This window comes from Desulfovibrio sp. UIB00, assembly GCF_022508225.1.
Taxonomy (GTDB): domain Bacteria; phylum Desulfobacterota; class Desulfovibrionia; order Desulfovibrionales; family Desulfovibrionaceae; genus Desulfovibrio.
The window spans coordinates 254,735-271,935 of sequence record NZ_JAETXJ010000004.1; the positions used below are offsets into that span (position 1 = coordinate 254,735).

12 protein-coding genes and 1 tRNA gene are annotated in these 17,201 nt (G+C 59.1%); 12 read left to right on the forward strand and 1 reads right to left on the reverse strand.

Going from position 1 to position 17,201, the window contains the following annotated elements; genetic code table 11:
• Window positions 1-18: 18 nt before the first annotated feature.
• The 3 genes from JMF94_RS09070 (at window position 19) to der (ending at window position 4,181) form a co-directional block, all read left to right on the forward strand.
• A complete protein-coding gene (locus tag JMF94_RS09070) occupies window positions 19-1,383 on the forward strand; it encodes a diguanylate cyclase (RefSeq protein ID WP_240824781.1) in 1,365 nt (454 codons plus the stop codon).
• A gap of 68 nt (window positions 1,384-1,451) precedes the next feature.
• On the forward strand, window positions 1,452-2,627 hold the full coding sequence (locus JMF94_RS09075) for an RluA family pseudouridine synthase (RefSeq protein ID WP_240824782.1): 1,176 nt from the start codon (window positions 1,452-1,454) through the stop codon (window positions 2,625-2,627).
• Window positions 2,628-2,813: 186 nt separating this feature from the next.
• The gene (gene der, locus JMF94_RS09080; RefSeq protein ID WP_240824783.1) at window positions 2,814-4,181 is read left to right on the forward strand and encodes a ribosome biogenesis GTPase Der; all 1,368 of its coding nucleotides are present in this window, start codon (window positions 2,814-2,816) and stop codon (window positions 4,179-4,181) included.
• Window positions 4,182-4,305: 124 nt separating this feature from the next.
• Here der and JMF94_RS09085 read toward each other — a convergent pair.
• Window positions 4,306-4,399, reverse strand: a tRNA-Sec gene (locus JMF94_RS09085).
• Between the two features lie 368 nt (window positions 4,400-4,767).
• On the opposite strand from JMF94_RS09085, the gene ftsH reads away from it, so the two are divergent.
• From ftsH to JMF94_RS09130, 9 genes are all read left to right on the forward strand, one after another.
• Window positions 4,768-6,756 carry an ATP-dependent zinc metalloprotease FtsH gene (gene ftsH / locus JMF94_RS09090; protein ID WP_276612887.1) on the forward strand — a complete coding sequence of 663 codons (1,989 nt, stop codon included), beginning with the start codon at window positions 4,768-4,770 and terminating at the stop codon, window positions 6,754-6,756.
• Window positions 6,746-7,624, forward strand: a complete 879-nt coding sequence (folP, locus tag JMF94_RS09095; protein WP_240824784.1) for a dihydropteroate synthase — start codon at window positions 6,746-6,748, stop codon at window positions 7,622-7,624. Before ftsH ends, folP begins: the two co-directional genes overlap by 11 nt.
• A 71-nt stretch (window positions 7,625-7,695) precedes the next feature.
• Window positions 7,696-9,003 carry a diguanylate cyclase gene (locus JMF94_RS09100; protein WP_240824785.1) on the forward strand — a complete coding sequence of 436 codons (1,308 nt, stop codon included), beginning with the start codon at window positions 7,696-7,698 and terminating at the stop codon, window positions 9,001-9,003.
• 44 nt (window positions 9,004-9,047) lie between these two features.
• Complete coding sequence (gene cdaA / locus JMF94_RS09105) at window positions 9,048-9,782, forward strand: diadenylate cyclase CdaA (RefSeq protein WP_240824786.1); 735 nt, start codon at window positions 9,048-9,050, stop codon at window positions 9,780-9,782.
• Window positions 9,769-10,701, forward strand: a complete 933-nt coding sequence (locus JMF94_RS09110; RefSeq protein WP_240824787.1) for a CdaR family protein — start codon at window positions 9,769-9,771, stop codon at window positions 10,699-10,701. Before cdaA ends, JMF94_RS09110 begins: the two co-directional genes overlap by 14 nt.
• Before the next feature lie 156 nt (window positions 10,702-10,857).
• Window positions 10,858-12,210: a phosphoglucosamine mutase gene (gene glmM, locus JMF94_RS09115; protein ID WP_240824788.1), complete on the forward strand. Its 1,353-nt coding sequence runs from the start codon at window positions 10,858-10,860 to the stop codon at window positions 12,208-12,210.
• A gap of 129 nt (window positions 12,211-12,339) precedes the next feature.
• Complete coding sequence (galU, locus tag JMF94_RS09120) at window positions 12,340-13,212, forward strand: UTP--glucose-1-phosphate uridylyltransferase GalU (protein ID WP_192111349.1); 873 nt, start codon at window positions 12,340-12,342, stop codon at window positions 13,210-13,212.
• Between the two features lie 90 nt (window positions 13,213-13,302).
• Window positions 13,303-15,684, forward strand: a complete 2,382-nt coding sequence (gene priA, locus JMF94_RS09125) for a primosomal protein N' (protein ID WP_240824789.1) — start codon at window positions 13,303-13,305, stop codon at window positions 15,682-15,684.
• A 129-nt stretch (window positions 15,685-15,813) separates the two neighbouring features.
• On the forward strand, window positions 15,814-17,088 hold the full coding sequence (locus tag JMF94_RS09130) for an outer membrane protein transport protein (RefSeq protein ID WP_240824790.1): 1,275 nt from the start codon (window positions 15,814-15,816) through the stop codon (window positions 17,086-17,088).
• Window positions 17,089-17,201: the final 113 nt, after the last annotated feature.

Genomic DNA, 17,201 nt, shown 5'->3' on the forward strand with positions numbered 1-17,201 from the left:
GGCCTCCCAAGGATTGCCATGCGCGAACCCCATCCCAGCCGCCCTCTGCCGCTTATCCAGACGGACACAACCGATGCCGTGCTGGAATGGCGCGTTGCCCCAGACATTCTCCGCTTCAGCCTTGGGGCCAAGCGGCTGCTTGGCATTGAAGCAAATACTCCTTGCAGCATGGCGGCATTTCTTGGCGTATGTCATGAAGATAAAAGGGATATGCTTGGGCAATCGTTGCAGACGTTTCTCGAAGGGCACATAGGCGGGCATATGGAAATATGCTTCCCTCTCAATGCTCTTGTGGCGCGAACCCAGCTTATAGCCCTTGCGCGCAACGGCGCGGGGCAGGCAGAGCATGTGGTTGGCTGCATCAGCGCGGTGGAACGTCAGACGCAGCAAATTTTGCCATCCGCGCGTTTTTCCATGCAGCACCTTGCTACGCCGCACTCCACGCAGGATGCGGCCCGCCTGATGCTGGCGCTCAATGCTTCCGGCGATGGACTGTGGGATTGGGACGCCAACACCAATACCGTCTACTACAGCCCCCGCTACATCGAAATGCTGGGCTACACTGCCGAGACGTTCCCCGCAACGTTGCGCAGCTGGGAAGAGAAGATCCATCCAGAAGATTACGCCCATGTGGTGCCCATACAAAAAGACATCATTGCCTCGCCCTCCCACGGCGATACTTTTGAATGCACCTACCGCATGCGCAGGGCAGACAACACATGGGCCTGGATTCTTGGTCGCGGCAACGTGACGCAGCGCGATGCCAGCGGCAGGGCCACGCGTGTGGTAGGCCTGCATACCGACATCAGCGCAAGCCAGGCCGACAGGGCTCACCTTGAAGACATGGTGCGCAACGATCCGCTCACCGGTTTACGCAGCCGAACTTTCTTTACCATGACCGTGGACGAACTGGAGCAAAACGCCGTTCGTCCCGTGGGGATAATCGTTGCCGATGTCAACGGCCTGAAAATGATTAACGATTATCTCGGGCACGAAGAAGGCAATACCGTATTGTGCCAGGCGGCCCTGCTACTGCGCGGCGGGCTGGATTCCGCAGCCTGCGTGGCGCGCATGAGCGGCGATGAATACACCGTGCTGCTGCCCGGATGCGACAGCCTGAAGGTTGCCGAAATTTTGCACGAGCTCATGCAGCGCTTTAAAAGGCACAACAACCAGCAAAACCGGCCCCCGGTCTTACTGGCAATGGGTTCCTCCTGCGCGGAAGACATGCAGACCAGCATTGCCAACGCCATTGTGGAGGCAGACCGGGCCATGCTGCGGAACAAACTGACCACAAGAGCTGAAACCCGCCAGCGCGTCCGGGACTGGATTGAAAACCACACCTTTGCCAAGGTTTCCATGAACGACTGCCGCTATCTGTAACACGCAGCAGGCAGGCCGCGCCTCTGGCCGCTCTTGACGCAAGGCTGGCTTTGCGCCAGAGTATCCCCATGTCGGAAGATAACCCTCCCCCTACGCAGGCCCAGGACTCTGGCATCGGCATCAGCAGGCAATCGCCCCTGGAACAGCCGATAGTTCAGGAGACCGAAAGCGGCCAAAAGTTGTTACAGTTCCTGCAAAGGCGGCTGAACTTGCCCCCCACCCTGCTCCACCGCTGGGTGCGCACCGGACAGGTGCGTATCAACGGCAGCAGATGCAAGCCCTTTGCCCGCGTGCAGACAGGCGACATTGTTCGTCTTCCTCCCTTTGCCTTCAAGATGGCGGAAGAAAGCGCATCAGAAACGGCCCCCCTGCCGCAGACGGATACAGCTCTCGACACGCAGCCGGTTGATTCTCCACCGTTGCCGCCCATGATCGGCACAGACGGTTACCTGTGGGCTTTTAACAAACCCGCAGGCCTGCCTACACACCCCGGCACCGGGCATGACGACAGTCTCAGTTCCCGGCTGGCCGCTTGCTTCGCAAGCGCGCCCTTCAAACCCACGCCCGTGCACAGGCTGGACAAGGAAACATCGGGCGTGCTGCTCGTGGCGGCCTCATACGAAGCTCTTGCCAAGGCTCAGGACGCCATACGCGATGGAACGCTGGTCAAGGAATATGTGGTCTGGGTGCAGGGGCGCTGGCCTTTTGCCGAAACGCAGATGCTGCGCCACTTTTTGCGCAAGGATACTGCCCAGGGCTACGAGAAGATACGCACGGCTGCGCCCGGCGAGGCCGACAGCCGCGAGGCCCTGTGCATGGTGCGCCCCCTGAGGGTGGAGCAAGCGCAAAGCCTGCTGCTTGTGCGCCTGCTGACAGGCCGCACGCATCAGATCCGCGTACAGCTTGCCACTGTTGGGCATCCTGTGATTGGCGATGCCAAGTACGGGCAGGCTGCCCCCACGCGCCGCCATGTGCCGCGTGGGGCTTACGCCCTCCCGGCCCCGGCCCGCGTGAGTTCAACTGACAATTCCGCCCCTGAGCCGGAAAGCCTGATGCTCCACGCCCTGCGCGTGACAATGCCCTGCGGGCACGTGTTTTCATGCCTGCCGCCGTGGTCTGGCGCGCATGCCCTTGAGCAGATGCCAGAGCCTGTCGCCGCCATGACAGCCCCGGAACATAGGGGTGAATGCGGGGTCTTCCCTTTGACGGAACAAAGTGCTAAAAATAAATTTTTACGCCAGTAAAACAGTCTTAAAACCCAGCTGTCCTGGCAGCCGCGTGGTCTGCGCGGCACTACACGCCAGACGCCTCAGAGAGCATATGCTCCGGGCGCTTTCTTTTCATCGGAGCGCATGACCGCATGGCGGCGCACTCCGCTTCACGCTTGCAATCTCGCCTGGCAAATCCCAGGCGTACACTAAGGTATTCTCATGGCAGATACATTGCCCCGCGTCATTCTGGTGGGTCGCCCCAATGTGGGCAAATCCACCCTGTTCAACAGGCTTATCCGCAGCAATCGGGCCATCACCCATGACCGCCCCGGCGTGACCCGCGACCGCATGGACGGCGTGGTGCGCCGCAAGGACACTCCCGTTTTCGGCATTGTGGACACGGGAGGCATCACGCTTGACGCCCACGCAGCCGTGGTTGAAGGCCCCGAAGGCATTCGCGGCTTTGAGCGCGACATCCTTGCGCAAACCGAGGCGGCGCTGGTTGATGCCGCAGCCGTGGCCTTTGTGGTGGATTCGCGTGACGGCCTGCTGCCCCTGGACGAGCATCTCGCAGCCCATGTGCGCCGCAAGGGTTTGCCCACCATCTGCGTGGTCAACAAGGTTGACGGCGTGGAGCGCGAAGATGAACTCATGGCCGAATTTCATGTTCTGGGCTTCCCGCTGCTGGCGGTTTCTGCCGAGCACGGGCACAACATCACCGCTCTGGTGGAAGAACTGGTAGCCCTGTTACCGGAAGAAACCTCCACCGAGCCGCCCGCCCCGCCGACCCTCAAGCTGGCCATGCTTGGCCGCCCCAACGCGGGCAAGTCATCGCTTATCAACGCCATTTCCCGCAGTGACCGCATGATTGTTTCCGATGTGGCGGGCACCACGCGCGACAGTGTTGACGTGCGCTTTGCGAGCGGTGGGCGCGACTACGTGTTTGTGGACACTGCGGGTGTGCGCCGCCGCACCAAGATCAGCGACAGTCTGGAAAAGTACTCCGTCAACTCGGCCATCAAGTCGAGCACCAAGGCCGACGTGACCCTGCTGACACTGGACGCCGCCGAAGGCGTGAGCCAGCAGGACAAGCGCCTCATGGACATGCTGAACACGCGCAAAACGCCCTTTATGGTGCTTATCAACAAGTGCGACCTGGCCCCCCGCGACTCGCTGGACAGACTCAAGAAAAACGTGGCCGAAATGCTGGCCTTTTGCCCGCATGTGCCGATTCTGAATGTTTCCGCCCTCAAGGGAACCGGCCTGAAAAAAATTCTGCCCCTGGCAACCCAGATTCACGAAGAATGCAGCGTCCGCATTTCTACCGGCAAGCTCAACCGCGCCATGGAAGAAGTGCTCGACAAGCACCAGCCGCCTGTGGTCAAGCGTGTGCGCGCCAAGTTCTTCTACCTGACCCAGGCGGAAACCGCGCCGCCGACCTTTGTGTGCTTTGTGAGCGATGCCACCCGTGTTCCTGAAAGCTATACCCGCTATCTTGAACGCGCATTGCGCAAAATATTCGGCATCACGCACGCCCCCATGCGCCTGCACCTGCGCTCAAGCCACAAGAAAAAAACTGAAAAATAGCGGCAGGCCTGGCTGAGACCAGGCTGCCCGCCGAGCAAAAAAAATCCCCCGGGTCAAACCGGGGGACACGATGTCAGTCTGCAAAAGACGGCAAGCCCAATGAGCATGGATAAAAGAGCTTGAATGGCGGAGACGTATAGGGGTCGAACCTACCACAGACCGCAAGGCCTGCCACCGGTTTTGAAGACCGGGCGCCACACCGGTGACGAAACGTCTCCGCATGGGCGCACCATAGGGCAAAAGCCCCTTGCCCGCAAGAGGGCAAACTTATTTGGCCTTTGCAGCACAGCAAAAGCAGCAAAGCCCGCAGCACAGTTTGAGCATGCGCAACACGCACCCGGCATGCTGTTTTGACTTCAGAACGTCAAACCTCCATTGCCAAGTGTGTTTTGCGCATTATTATGAACAAGACAAGCGCAGCCGAAACCCCTGTTGCCTGAACTGCAAATGCCCACAAACATTTGACACCAGACACATACAGGTAGTAATTTCTTAACTGTGCTGGCCATATATCCGGCCTGGCCGTGCGCCACCGCGCACGGAAAACGTAACGGAGGCAGTGTTGAATCAGATAAGTCGCAACCTGATGCTGTGGGCGATAATCGTCCTGGCGATGGTCATGCTTTTCAATATGTTCCAGCAACCGCAGGGGATCACCCAGCGGGTGCCCTACTCAGATTTTCTCAGTCAGGTGGACAACGGCCAGCTCATGTCCGTGACCATTCAGGGGCACACCCTCATCGGGCGCACCTCTGACGGAAAAACCGTGCAGTCCTACGCTCCGCAGGACATCGGCCTCGTAAACCGCCTTATTGAAAAAAAGGTCGAAATCAAGGCCGAACCGCCGGAAGAACAGCCATGGTACATGACCCTGCTGGTTTCATGGTTCCCCATGCTTTTGCTTGTGGGCGTGTGGATTTTCTTTATGCGCCAGATGCAGAGCGGTGGCGGCAAGGCCATGAGCTTTGGTCGGTCGCGCGCTCGCCTGCTCAATCAGGACAGCACCCGCGTTACCTTTGCTGACGTGGCTGGTGTTGACGAAGCCAAGGACGAGCTTTCGGAAGTTGTGGAATTTCTCTCCAACCCCAAAAAGTTTACCCGCCTTGGCGGGCGCATCCCCAAGGGCGTGTTGCTCGTGGGCCCTCCCGGCACGGGTAAGACCCTTCTGGCGCGAGCCGTGGCTGGCGAGGCCGGGGTGCCGTTCTTTTCCATTTCTGGCTCCGACTTTGTTGAAATGTTTGTGGGCGTGGGCGCTTCGCGCGTTCGCGACCTTTTTGTTCAGGGCAAGAAAAACGCGCCCTGTCTGATATTTATTGACGAAATTGACGCCGTTGGCCGTCAGCGTGGCGCTGGCCTCGGCGGCGGACATGATGAACGCGAGCAGACCCTGAACCAACTGCTTGTGGAAATGGACGGCTTTGAAAGCAATGAAGGAGTTATCCTCATTGCCGCCACCAACCGCCCAGATGTGCTGGACCCCGCCCTGCTGCGTCCTGGCCGTTTTGACCGTCAGGTGATGGTGCCCACGCCCGATCTGCGTGGCCGCCGCCGCATCCTTGAAGTGCACACCAAACGCACGCCGCTTGCGGGCGATGTTGATCTGGAGGTGCTGGCGCGCGGTACACCTGGCTTTTCCGGCGCTGACCTTGAAAATCTGGTCAACGAAGCGGCCCTTCAGGCCGCCAAGCTCAATCAGGACCGTCTGGACATGCACGATTTCGAGTATGCCAAGGACAAGGTTCTCATGGGCCGCGAACGCCGCAGCCTTATCCTCTCCGAGGAAGAAAAGCGCATCACCGCCTATCACGAAGGCGGTCACGCCCTGGCTGCCCGCCTGCTGCCCGGTTCCGACCCCGTGCACAAGGTTACTATCATTCCGCGTGGGCGCGCCCTCGGCGTGACCATGCAGCTGCCGGAAGAAGACCGCCACGGCTATTCGCGCTCCTTCCTGCGCAATAATCTGGTGGTGCTGCTGGGCGGACGCGTAGCGGAAGAAATTATTTTTGACGACATTACCACCGGCGCCTCCAACGACATTGAACGCGTCACCCGTATGGCCCGCAAGATGGTCTGCGAGTGGGGCATGAGCGAAGCCGTGGGTACGCTGGCCATCGGCGAAACCGGCGAAGAAGTTTTTATTGGCCGCGAATGGGTGCAGAACAAGAACTTCAGCGAAGACACGGCACGGCTTGTGGATTCGGAAGTGAAGCGCATTGTGGAAGACGCGCACAGCCGCTGCCGCAAGCTGCTTGAGGAAAATCTGGATACCCTTCACCGCATTGCCCAGGCCCTTCTTGACCGCGAAACCATCACTGGCGAGGATCTTGAGCTGCTCATGGACAACAAGGAGCTGCCCCCGCTCGACAGCAACGGCAAACCCGTACCCGCCAGCACTGCCGCCAAGGGTGGCAAGGCTGCCAAATCCGGCGCTGAATTTGTCATTGAACCAGATACCGATGCTCAGGCTCCTGAACAGAATGTAGAGCAGAAACCGGAGCAGCAATCGGAGCAGGCGGAGTCCAAACAGTCCAAAACCGAGAACACCCGGAACAACAGTAAAGAAAATGACCGATAGCATTTGCCCGGCCGCTCTTTCCAGGGGCGCAGACTGGCATATTCTTGGGGGGCGGGCGTTGAAGACGCCCTCCCCCTTTGGCGTCATGGGTATTGTGAATCTGACCCCAGATTCCTTCTATGACGGGGGCCGGCACAACGCCCCGGCATCGGGCCTCAACCATGCGCTGACCCTGCGCAACCAGGGTGCAGACATTCTTGACCTTGGTGCGGAATCGTCGCGGCCCGGAGCTGCGGAACTGCCCCCCCAGCAGGAAACCGAGCGCCTGCTGCCGGTTCTGTCAGGGCTGCGCCAGGCTGCGCCCGGAGCCGTAATCTCCGTTGACACCTACCATGCCGCCACGGCTGCCGCAGTGCTGGACATGGGGGCTGCCATCATCAACGATATTTCGGCCTGCGCCTTTGATCCCGCCCTGCTGGATGTGCTTGTGCAGTACAAGCCCGGCTATGTGCTGATGCACAGTCAAGGCCGCCCGCAGACCATGCAGCACGATCCGCGCTACACTGACGTTCGACGTGAAGTGCTGGAATTCTTTGAGCGCGAGATGTCGCGTCTGGTGCGGGCGGGCCTGCCGGAAGACCGCATTGTGCTTGACCCCGGCATCGGCTTTGGCAAGACGCTTGAACACAACCTCACCCTGCTGGCCCACCCGGAAGACTGGCTCGCCCTTGGGCGCCCCGTGCTCATGGCCTTGTCCATGAAATCCGTTTTTGGCGGGCTTCTGGGCCTTCCGTCGCAGGAGCGCGGCCTGGCAACAGCCACGGCCACGGCAATGCTGCGCGGCAAGGGTGTGTTCTGGCACAGGGTACATGATGTTGTTGCGGCCCGTCAGGCCATGACTCTTGCTTTGGCTCTTGAGGCCAACTAGGGATTCAAACCGTCAACGATTGCGAGTCTGCCGGTATGGTGCGATTTTTTTCAACGCGCCCATTCACTGGAATGCTGCTCATCACGTTGGCCTTCAACTTACTTTTGACCTGGGTTTTGATTGACCGCAAACAGCAGATTGAACGGGTCAAACTTGAGAGCATCGCCCGCTCGCAGCGCGATAATCTCCAAAACGATCTGTTGCGCCTGATATTCAAAACGGAAACCCTGAACGCGCTTGTTATTGACAACCATGGGAACATTCAGGAATTCGAGCGCGTTGCCGCTGCCCTGCGGGATGAAGATACCATTCAGGCCTTTGTGCTCGCTCCGGGGGGCACCATCGACAAGGTGTACCCATATACACCAGCCAATAGCCTGCTGGTGGGGCAGGACATGCTGGACGGCAATCTTGGCTGCCACGAGGCCGTCACGGCCCGTCACGGCGCACCCCTGACCCTGGCGGGGCCGGTACTGTTGCCCAACGGGGATGCGGCTCTGGTGGGGCGACTTTCCGTATTCCTTCCTGATGCTTCCGGTCGCCCTCAGTATTGGGGTATCGCCGCGATATTGCTACGTTTTCCTGACGTGCTGACAGCCTCGGACCTTTCCCTGCTGGACAGCATGGATATCGACTTTGGCCTTTGGCGCACATCCCCCCACAAGGGAGGGGCTTTGCTTATTGCTGGCAGCGCGGATTCAGAAAAAGACGCAGGCAGCATAGACGTACCGGTGACAATTCTTAACGCCCACTGGCTGATCCGCATGTCGGCAGGCGTTGCGTGGTATAGATCACTGGAATCATGGCTCTATGTGGGCATGAGTGTTCTTCTCAGCCTTTTCCTTGCGACTCTAGTTCAAAGGAATCATGATCTTACACAAATTCGCACCTATCTTGAGGCCATCGCTTACAGGGACGCACTCACGGGCGCGCTCAACAGGCGTGGACTCTTTGAGGAACTGCAACGGCGCATAGCCGCACCAATTTCAAAAGATTTTACTTTATATTACTTTGACTTAAATAATTTTAAAAGCATTAACGACACCTATGGACATGAGGCGGGCGACCGAGTATTGCAACTCTTCGCAGAGGTTGTTCGCGCACATGCCCCGGTGACGCACATTCTGGGGCGTATGGGCGGGGATGAATTTGTGTTGCTGCTCAACGGCACCCCGTCCAAGGAGAGGGACAAAGCCGCCTTTGCCCGTATGCACGCCGATCTTGCAAAGGGGCTGCCCGAGCTGAACATACCCGGGCCGATCACGTTCAGCATGGGCAGTGCAGTGTACCCTGATTCGGCCCTCACGGTGGATGCGCTGCTCTCCTGCGCGGATACTGCCATGTACCAAGACAAGGAACGCGCCAAGGCTCTCGGCTGACAGCGCTGCGGTTGCCCGATACACTTTGCTGCAAGGAACACACCGTGTTTGACCATATTGCCATAGACTGGCGCGATGTAATGGATATAGCTGTGGTCAGCATTCTGCTGTACCAGGTTATCCAGATGCTGCGCGGCTCGCGGGCGCTGACAGTCCTTACAGGGCTGGGCCTGCTTACGCTGTTGTATTTCTTTTCAAACGCTCTCGGCCTGTACACGCTTACCTGGCTGTTGCAGCACATCTTCAGCTCCCTGTTCATCCTCATAGTCGTTATTTTTCAGGCCGACATCCGTCAGGCCCTGGGCGAAATGGGCGCACGGCCTATCTTTCGCCGATCCAGCATAAAGAATATTGGCGTGGAAGAAGTGGTGACCGCATGTGTTGAAATGGCACGGCTGCGGGTGGGTGCACTTATTGTTATTGAACGCAGCATGCGCCTTGGCGATATGATCAAACGCGAAGGCGTGCGCATTGATGCGCAGCTTTCACGGCAGCTGCTCATGAATATTTTTTACCCCAAGGCCCCCCTGCACGATGGCGCAGTAATCATCAGCCGAAACAGAATCACCGCTGCGGCCTGCATTCTGCCGCTGGCCGAAGCCAAGGGGCAGAACTTCGGCACGCGGCACCGGGCGGCACTGGGTATCGCCCGTGAAAGTGATGCTCTGGTCATTGTTGTTTCTGAAGAAAGAGGCGAAATTTCCGTGGCCCTCAAGGATGAGCTGATGCGCGCCCTTGACGCTACCCGCCTCAGGCAGGTGCTTAATGAAATCCTCTGATCCCTCACGCCGCCCGCCGCACCTGCTTTCCATGCTGCTGGCGATCTTTATCGCCGTGAGCATGTGGTACATGGTCAGCGTTCGCGACAGGCTGGAAGCGCAGATCGAAGTAAGCCTTGATTATTTTGGCATCCCCGCCAACCTTGTGGTGACTGACGGTCTCATCAACAAGGCCATTGTGCGCCTGCGCGGGCCGGAAACTCTTTTGCGCTCCATAACGCAGCGCAAGATTATTCAGGCTGTTGACCTTTCCTCCATCAAAAAGGGCACCACAGTAGTTCCGCTTTCGGCAGAACACCTGGGCGCGGCCTTCCGCGCGTTTGAGCTCATTGATGTGCAGCCCCCGCGCATTGTGGTCAAGGCCGACACCGTGCAGGAGCGAAGCGTACCTGTTAAGGCTGTTGTGGATTCGCCCCTGCGCAGCGGCGCCCTGACGGTGGAAAACGTCAGCGTGACCCCGGCCACGGTGGTTTTGCGCGGGCCGGAATCCGTTGTCTCCGCCATTGCCAGCGTGCCGCTGACCATCATGCTTGACCCCAAGGCAGCGGGCACAACAACGCAGCAGACCATCACGCTGGACACGCCGGGCATGGTCACGGCCACGCCGCCTTCCGTCAAGGTGCAGTACACCATCACCAGTGGGCGCACCGTCATCTCGCGCCGCTGCAAAGTGGAAATTGCCAAGGAAAGCCGCCTGGCCTATACGGTGACCCCCGATGAAATTGCCGTGCTGGTGGAGGTGCCCGAGGCTCTGGCAAAGAACAGCCATTACCTTGGCGAGATGGAAGTTTCTTTCGTCACGCCTGAAATCCAGCCGGGAGAGAGCGTTAAAACCCCCCTGCACTTCAAACTGCCGGAAGGAATGACTCTCTTGAACCCGGTTACGGAAGAAGTTACGGTAACAAGAAAAAAGAAATAAGCGACGCCCTTCAACTGCCGCATCCGGCGGCCTGAATGGAGCGCAACCGTGCCTTGGCCCTTGCGGTCCGCACGGCATATACGACAAAACCCTGCAACAGCGCCCATGCTGAAACGCATCCGCGCGCTGCAACAGCATTAGAGGTAAGGAGTTTTCATGGCTGAGCGTCTTTTCGGCACAGACGGACTGCGCGGCACGGTCAACAACTATCCCATGACCGTGGATGTGGCCCTGCGACTTGGTCTGGCGGCAGGTGCGCGCTTTCGGCGCGGCGACCACCAGCACAAGGTGGTCATCGGCAAGGATACGCGCCTTTCAGGCTATATGTTTGAATCTGCCCTCACTTCCGGCCTGTGCGCCGCCGGCATGCACGTGATCATGACCGGCCCGCTGCCCACCCCGGCCATATCCTTTCTCACCCGCAGCATGCGGGCCGACCTTGGGGTGGTTATTTCCGCCTCGCACAACCCCTTTCACGACAACGGCATCAAGTTTTTTGACGCCGATGGCTACAAGCTCCCCGACCTGACCGAAGACGAAATATCAGCCATGGTGCTGGATTCGGACTATAAATGGCCCTACCCCGAAGCGCGCGGCGTTGGCCGCGCCACCAAGATTGAAGACGCCGGGGGCCGCTATATTGTTTACACCAAGAGCTGTTTTCCTCCCCAGTTGACACTTTCTGGCCTGCGCATTGTGGTTGACTGCGCCAACGGCGCCAGCTACAAGGTTGCCCCTCTGGCTCTTGAAGAACTGGGAGCAGAAGTTTTCCGCATCGGCACAAGCCCAGACGGCACCAACATCAACGAGCACTGCGGCTCGCTCTATCCCGAAGTTGTGGCCGCCAAGGTGCGCGAGGTTCGGGCCGATGTGGGCCTTGCGCTGGACGGCGACGCCGACCGCCTCATTGTTGTGGACGAACACGGCGACATCATTGACGGCGACCAGCTCATGGCCATGTGCGCCCAGGCCATGATGGCCCGGGGCGAACTGCCGGGCAATCTGCTTGTGGCAACCGCCATGAGCAATATGGCCCTGGAAATTTTTATGAAGGATCACGGCGGTTCGCTGCTGCGCACCAAGGTGGGTGACCGCTACGTCATGGAAGCCATGCGGCGCGAAGGCGCCATGCTGGGCGGCGAGCAGTCGGGCCACCTTATTTTCCACAAGTACAGCACCACTGGTGATGGCCTGCTGGCGGCCCTGCAAATTCTGCGCATCATGCGCGAGAAGGACAAGCCCCTCTCCGAACTGGCAGGCAGGCTTAAGCCATTCCCGCAGAAGCTTATCAACGTGCGGGTCGAAAAACGTCTGCCCTTTGAGGAACGCCCCGCTATTGGCGAGGCTGTTGCCAAGGTCGAGGCGGAACTGGCCGGACGTGGGCGTGTGCTCCTGCGGTATTCCGGCACGGAATCTCTTTGCCGCGTCATGGTGGAAGGCGAAAATCCCGAAAAGGTCAAAGCTTTCGCTGAAGATCTGGCCGTTGTGGTTGAGCGCGAACTGCGCTGATTTGACCGTTGAACATCGCGGCGGCACTACCGGGCAGGTACTGCTTGCAGTATGGCTGCTATCCGTTTATTGCTTACATCGGTTTGCCGCTAATAAAAATTGTTTTGTCTACCCCCCTTGGAGGCATGCATGAAGGATATTCGTAAAGTCGTCATTCCCGTGGCCGGATGGGGCACCCGTTCCTTGCCTGCAACAAAGAATATTCCCAAGGAAATGCTGCCCATCTACAACAAGCCCGTCATCCAGTATGTGGTTGAAGAAGCGCAGCGCGCCAATATTGAAGACGTGATTTTCGTCACCAACCGCGACAAAACGGTTATTGAAGATCACTTCGACTACAACCTCCAGCTTGAGGGCGTGCTTGAACGCGCGGGCAAGCTCGACAAACTGGCTGAAGTGCGCAAGGTGGCCGAGATGGTCAACATCATGTCCGTGCGGCAAAAGCGCCAGCTTGGACTTGGCCATGCGGTGCTGTGCGCGCGCGAACTTGTGCGTGACGATCCCTTTGCCATCATGGTGGGCGATGACCTCATGTTTGGCGGTGCTCCCGGCATCGGCCAGCTCATTGAAGTTGCCATGGCCGAAAAAATGCCGGTCATCGGCGTGATGGAAGTACCGTGGGAAAAGGTCAGCCGCTACGGCATCATTGATGGCGATGAAGTGACCCCCGGCGTGTTCCGCGTCAAAAACATGGTGGAAAAACCCGCCCGTGAAGACGCGCCCTCGCGCATGGCAATTGTTGGCCGTTATGTACTCACGCCTGATATTTTTGACTATCTTGAAAAGGTCGAACCCGGTCACGGCGGCGAAATCCAGCTTACCGACGCACTCCAGGCCATGGCTCAAGAAAGGGGCATGATGGCCGTGCGTATGTCCGGCATGCGCTTTGACGCAGGCGACTGGGCGGAATTTCTCACCGCCAACATCTACTTTGCCCTTCAGGACGAAGAACTGCGCTACGATCTGCTCAAGCTGCTCAAGAATTTTGTGCAGTTCCATTAAAACCCACTGCACATATGTATTGCCCCAAGCCTCCTCTGGTTCGCCAGAGGAGGCTTGCCATTGGGGCCGTATTACGTAACTCTCCCCCACATGTACGCCACCGTCGCCCTGCTCACCCCTCCATACGCCAGCCTTACCTACACACTGCCGCCCGAATTTCCCGCCGATTTCTGGCAGCCCGGATTGCGCGTGGCCGTGCCGCTGGGCCGTGGCGAGCGCACCGCCCTGCGCGCCGCAGTGCTTTTGCGCGTCAGCCCCACCGCCGACCTGCCGGAAGGCGTGGACTGCAAAAGCCTTGGCTGGCCGCTGGAAAACGCCCCCCTGCTCCCCGCTGTGCTGCTGGAACTGGCTGAAGATCTGGCCAGACGGCAAGGGCTGCACCCCGGTCATATTCTGGGGCATGTGCTGCCACAGGGCCTGCGCCTTGCACGGGTGCGGCTGCGTAATATCGAATCCGGCAAGGCAGTGGCCTGGACTCTTGCCCGCATCCGCGAAGCCCTGCCTGAACAGCGCCGGACTCTCGCCGAGGCCCTTTGCAACGGCACGGCCCGCATGCTGCCCCCCGGCACAGACGCCGCCAGCGAAGAATTTTGCCTGCTGCGCGTTGACCCGCCCTGGCCTGTACGGCCCTCGGCCAAACGCCAGATCGAGGTTCTGGACTATCTGCACCAGCACGGCAGCGTAAGCCGCAGACGGCTGGTGCAATCCCTCGGGCAAGCAGTAACACCTGCCCTCCATACCCTGCTGGAGGCCGGGCACGTCAACCTTGCGCGCGATAACGGCGTTGACGATGATGACGCCCTGGACGCCACAGAACAAAGCCTGTTGCCGCCCCCACCAGCCCCCTTTGCCCTTAACGATGAACAGGCATGTGCGCTTGAGAGCATGCTGGAGGCCCTGCGGGCAGACGAGGCTTCCTCGCGCCTGCTCTTTGGCGTGACCGGCAGCGGCAAAACAGCAGTATACCTTGAACTTGCCAAGGCCTGCCTTGCAGCGGGCAAAAGCATCATGCTGCTCGCCCCCGAAGTGGCGCTGGCTCACAAGTTGCGGCGAGATGCCACGTGCGCGCTGCCCGATGCCCCCTTATTTTTCTACCACGGCTACCAGTCGCCCGCGCGGCGGGAAGCGACCTTTCGCCAGATGGCGCAGAGCGACAGCCCCTGCATCGTCGTGGGTACTCGCTCGGCATTGTTTCTGCCAGTGCCCCACCTGAACTGCATTGTGCTGGACGAAGAGCACGACGGCTCTTTCAAGCAGGACGAAAGCCTGGCCTATCAGGCCAAGGAAGTGGCGTGGTTCCGCGTTGCCCAGGCAAAGGGGCTGCTGGTGCTTGGTTCTGCCACGCCAGACCTCAAGACCTTTTATGCGGCTGAAAACGGGCACCTGCCCATCCTGCGGCTACCGCACCGCGTGGGCGGACGCGAACTGCCACCGGTGGAACTGGTGGACATAAGCTCCCTAGCGCCCGGCTCAACCAGCATGGACGGTCTGCTGGCCCCACAAAGTGAAGCCGCACTGCGCGAGACCATTGAACGCGGCGAGCAAGCCGTGGTGCTGCTGAACAGGCGCGGCTACGCCCCCCTGATGTACTGCCTTGACTGCAACCGCACCCTGCGCTGCCCGCACTGCGAAATTGGGCTCACCTATCACAAAGGGCTGGAAAAACTCGTCTGCCACTATTGCGGCTATAGCCGACCATTTCCCTCGCCCTGCCCAGAGTGCGGCGGCATGAACTTTTTGCCCATGGGCGAAGGCACGGAACGCCTGGCCGAGCGCCTGAGCGTACTGGCCGGGGGGCCTGTGCTGCGGCTGGACAGGGACAGCACCCGCAGGCCCGGACGCATGGAAGAAATCCTTGCGGCCTTTTCCCGGCAGGAGGCCCCCATACTGGTGGGTACGCAAATGCTCTCCAAGGGGCATCACTTCCCTCTGGTGACGCTGGCCGTCATCGCGGATGCGGACCTGGGTCTGAACCTGCCGGACTACCGCGCCGCCGAGCGCACATTCCAATTGCTGGTGCAGTCTGCCGGGCGCGCTGGCAGGGGCGACAAGCCGGGCCGGGTGCTTATCCAGACGCGTGATGTGGAGCACTACTGCTGGCAGTACGTGCGCACCGCAGACTATGAGGGCTTTTATCAGGCAGAGCTTGCCAAACGTCGGTTGCGCCGTTACCCGCCCTTTGTACGGCTGGCGCTCATTCGCATATCCTACGCGCTGAACGAACAGGGCGGCCCCCCTGCTCTCAACGATCTGGCTCAGGCCCTGCGCAGCAAGGCAGCGGAACTGGGCGTGCAGCTTCTTGGCCCCGCCCCGGCCCCACTGGCCCTGTTGCGTGGGCGCAAGCGTTTTACATGTTTAATAAAAGGGCAGGACTGGCAGGCGTTACGCTCGCTCTATTTTTTTGCTTTATCACAAAAAGCTTCAAGACACTTGCGACTTTTTCTTGACCTTGATCCAATAAATATGTTGTGACAGCCCATTACTGTTGTCGAGGGCGGCCCGATAGCCGCGTCCGTTTCTGCGACATTGCAACCGTACCAGTGTGCTAAGGTATGCCGGGATGGGCTGTTGTGCGCTTTTTTGCATCTTAGTGGAGGGGTGATGAAGGTTTTTCGTGCTGTATGTCTGGCGCTGGCTCTGGTAGCCTGTTGCGCACCCGTAGCCTGGGGCGAAGGTTTCTCCCTGAATGAATGGAGCGCCAGAGGTGTTTCCCTGGCTGGCGGCATGGTGGGCCGCGCTGATGATGTTTCGGCCATTGCGTACAATGCCGCAGGCATTACGCAACTGCCCGGCACGCGCATGATGGGCGGTTTTGCCCTCATCAGCCCCTCAGGCGGCATAACCACCAATGCTGGCAGCCGCCAGACCGATACCTACACAAAACCCGCGCTCTGGAATGCCCCGCATGCATATCTGAGCCACCAGCTCAGCGACAACGCTTGGGTTGGCCTGGGCGTTTTTTCGCGTTTCGGCCTTGGCAACAGCTATGCTGGCGACTGGGCGGGCAGGTATAATGTCTATGACATCGGCGTACAGACCATCTCCTTCGTGCCCACCCTTGCGGTCAAGCTCAACGATACAGTTTCCTTCTCCGTAGGCGTGGAAGCCATGAATGCCCACATGTACATGGGCAACAAGATTCCCACCAATAAAGGTACAGGGGCTACCTTTGACAACGACATGCAGCTTGAAGGCAACGGATGGGGCTACGGCGCGCATCTTGGGCTGCACATGCGCCTCAACGACCAGTGGTCGGTTGGCCTGTCCTACAAGAGCCAGGTGACCATGAACATCAATGGCGACGTGGAATTTGCCTATCAGGGCTACAACGCCATCAGCAGACCTAAACACCTGCCCGAAGCCAGAAACTGCGGCGCAAACACAGTGCTTCAGTTGCCAGATTCAGCAGCGCTGGGCGTTACCTACAAGCCGCTGGACAATCTGAGCTTTGAAGTGGGCACGGTCTGGACCCGCTGGTCCACCTACAATGCCCTGAACATCTATATGGATAACGGCTACAGTTCCATCAACAACAAGGAATGGCGCGACGGCTGGAACTTCAACGGCAGCGTGGAATACAAACCCCTTGACTGGTGGAGCCTGCGCGCGGGTTTTTCGTATGAAACCCCTGTAGTCAATGAAAGCCATGCCGACTTCATGATCCCCACCAATGGCCGCAAAACGCTCAGCGTGGGCACCGGCTTTAACTGGAATAACTGGACCGTGGACCTCGCCTACGCCCACCTGTGGATCAATTCGCTTGACTACGGCGGCACCGATGCCAAGGGCATATCGCCCGATGTGGGCATTACAGGCGGCAACTCCAAGGATGTTTCTGCAAACATCTATATGCTTTCAGTGGGTTACACGTTCTAAAAAGCCACATGGGGCACATAGTCGCCGCTGTTGTTGTATGGGCGGCTGGCGCTTGACCGCAAAAGCAGATGAACCCGGTTGTTAAAAAAACAGCCGGGTTTTTCTTTTTATAC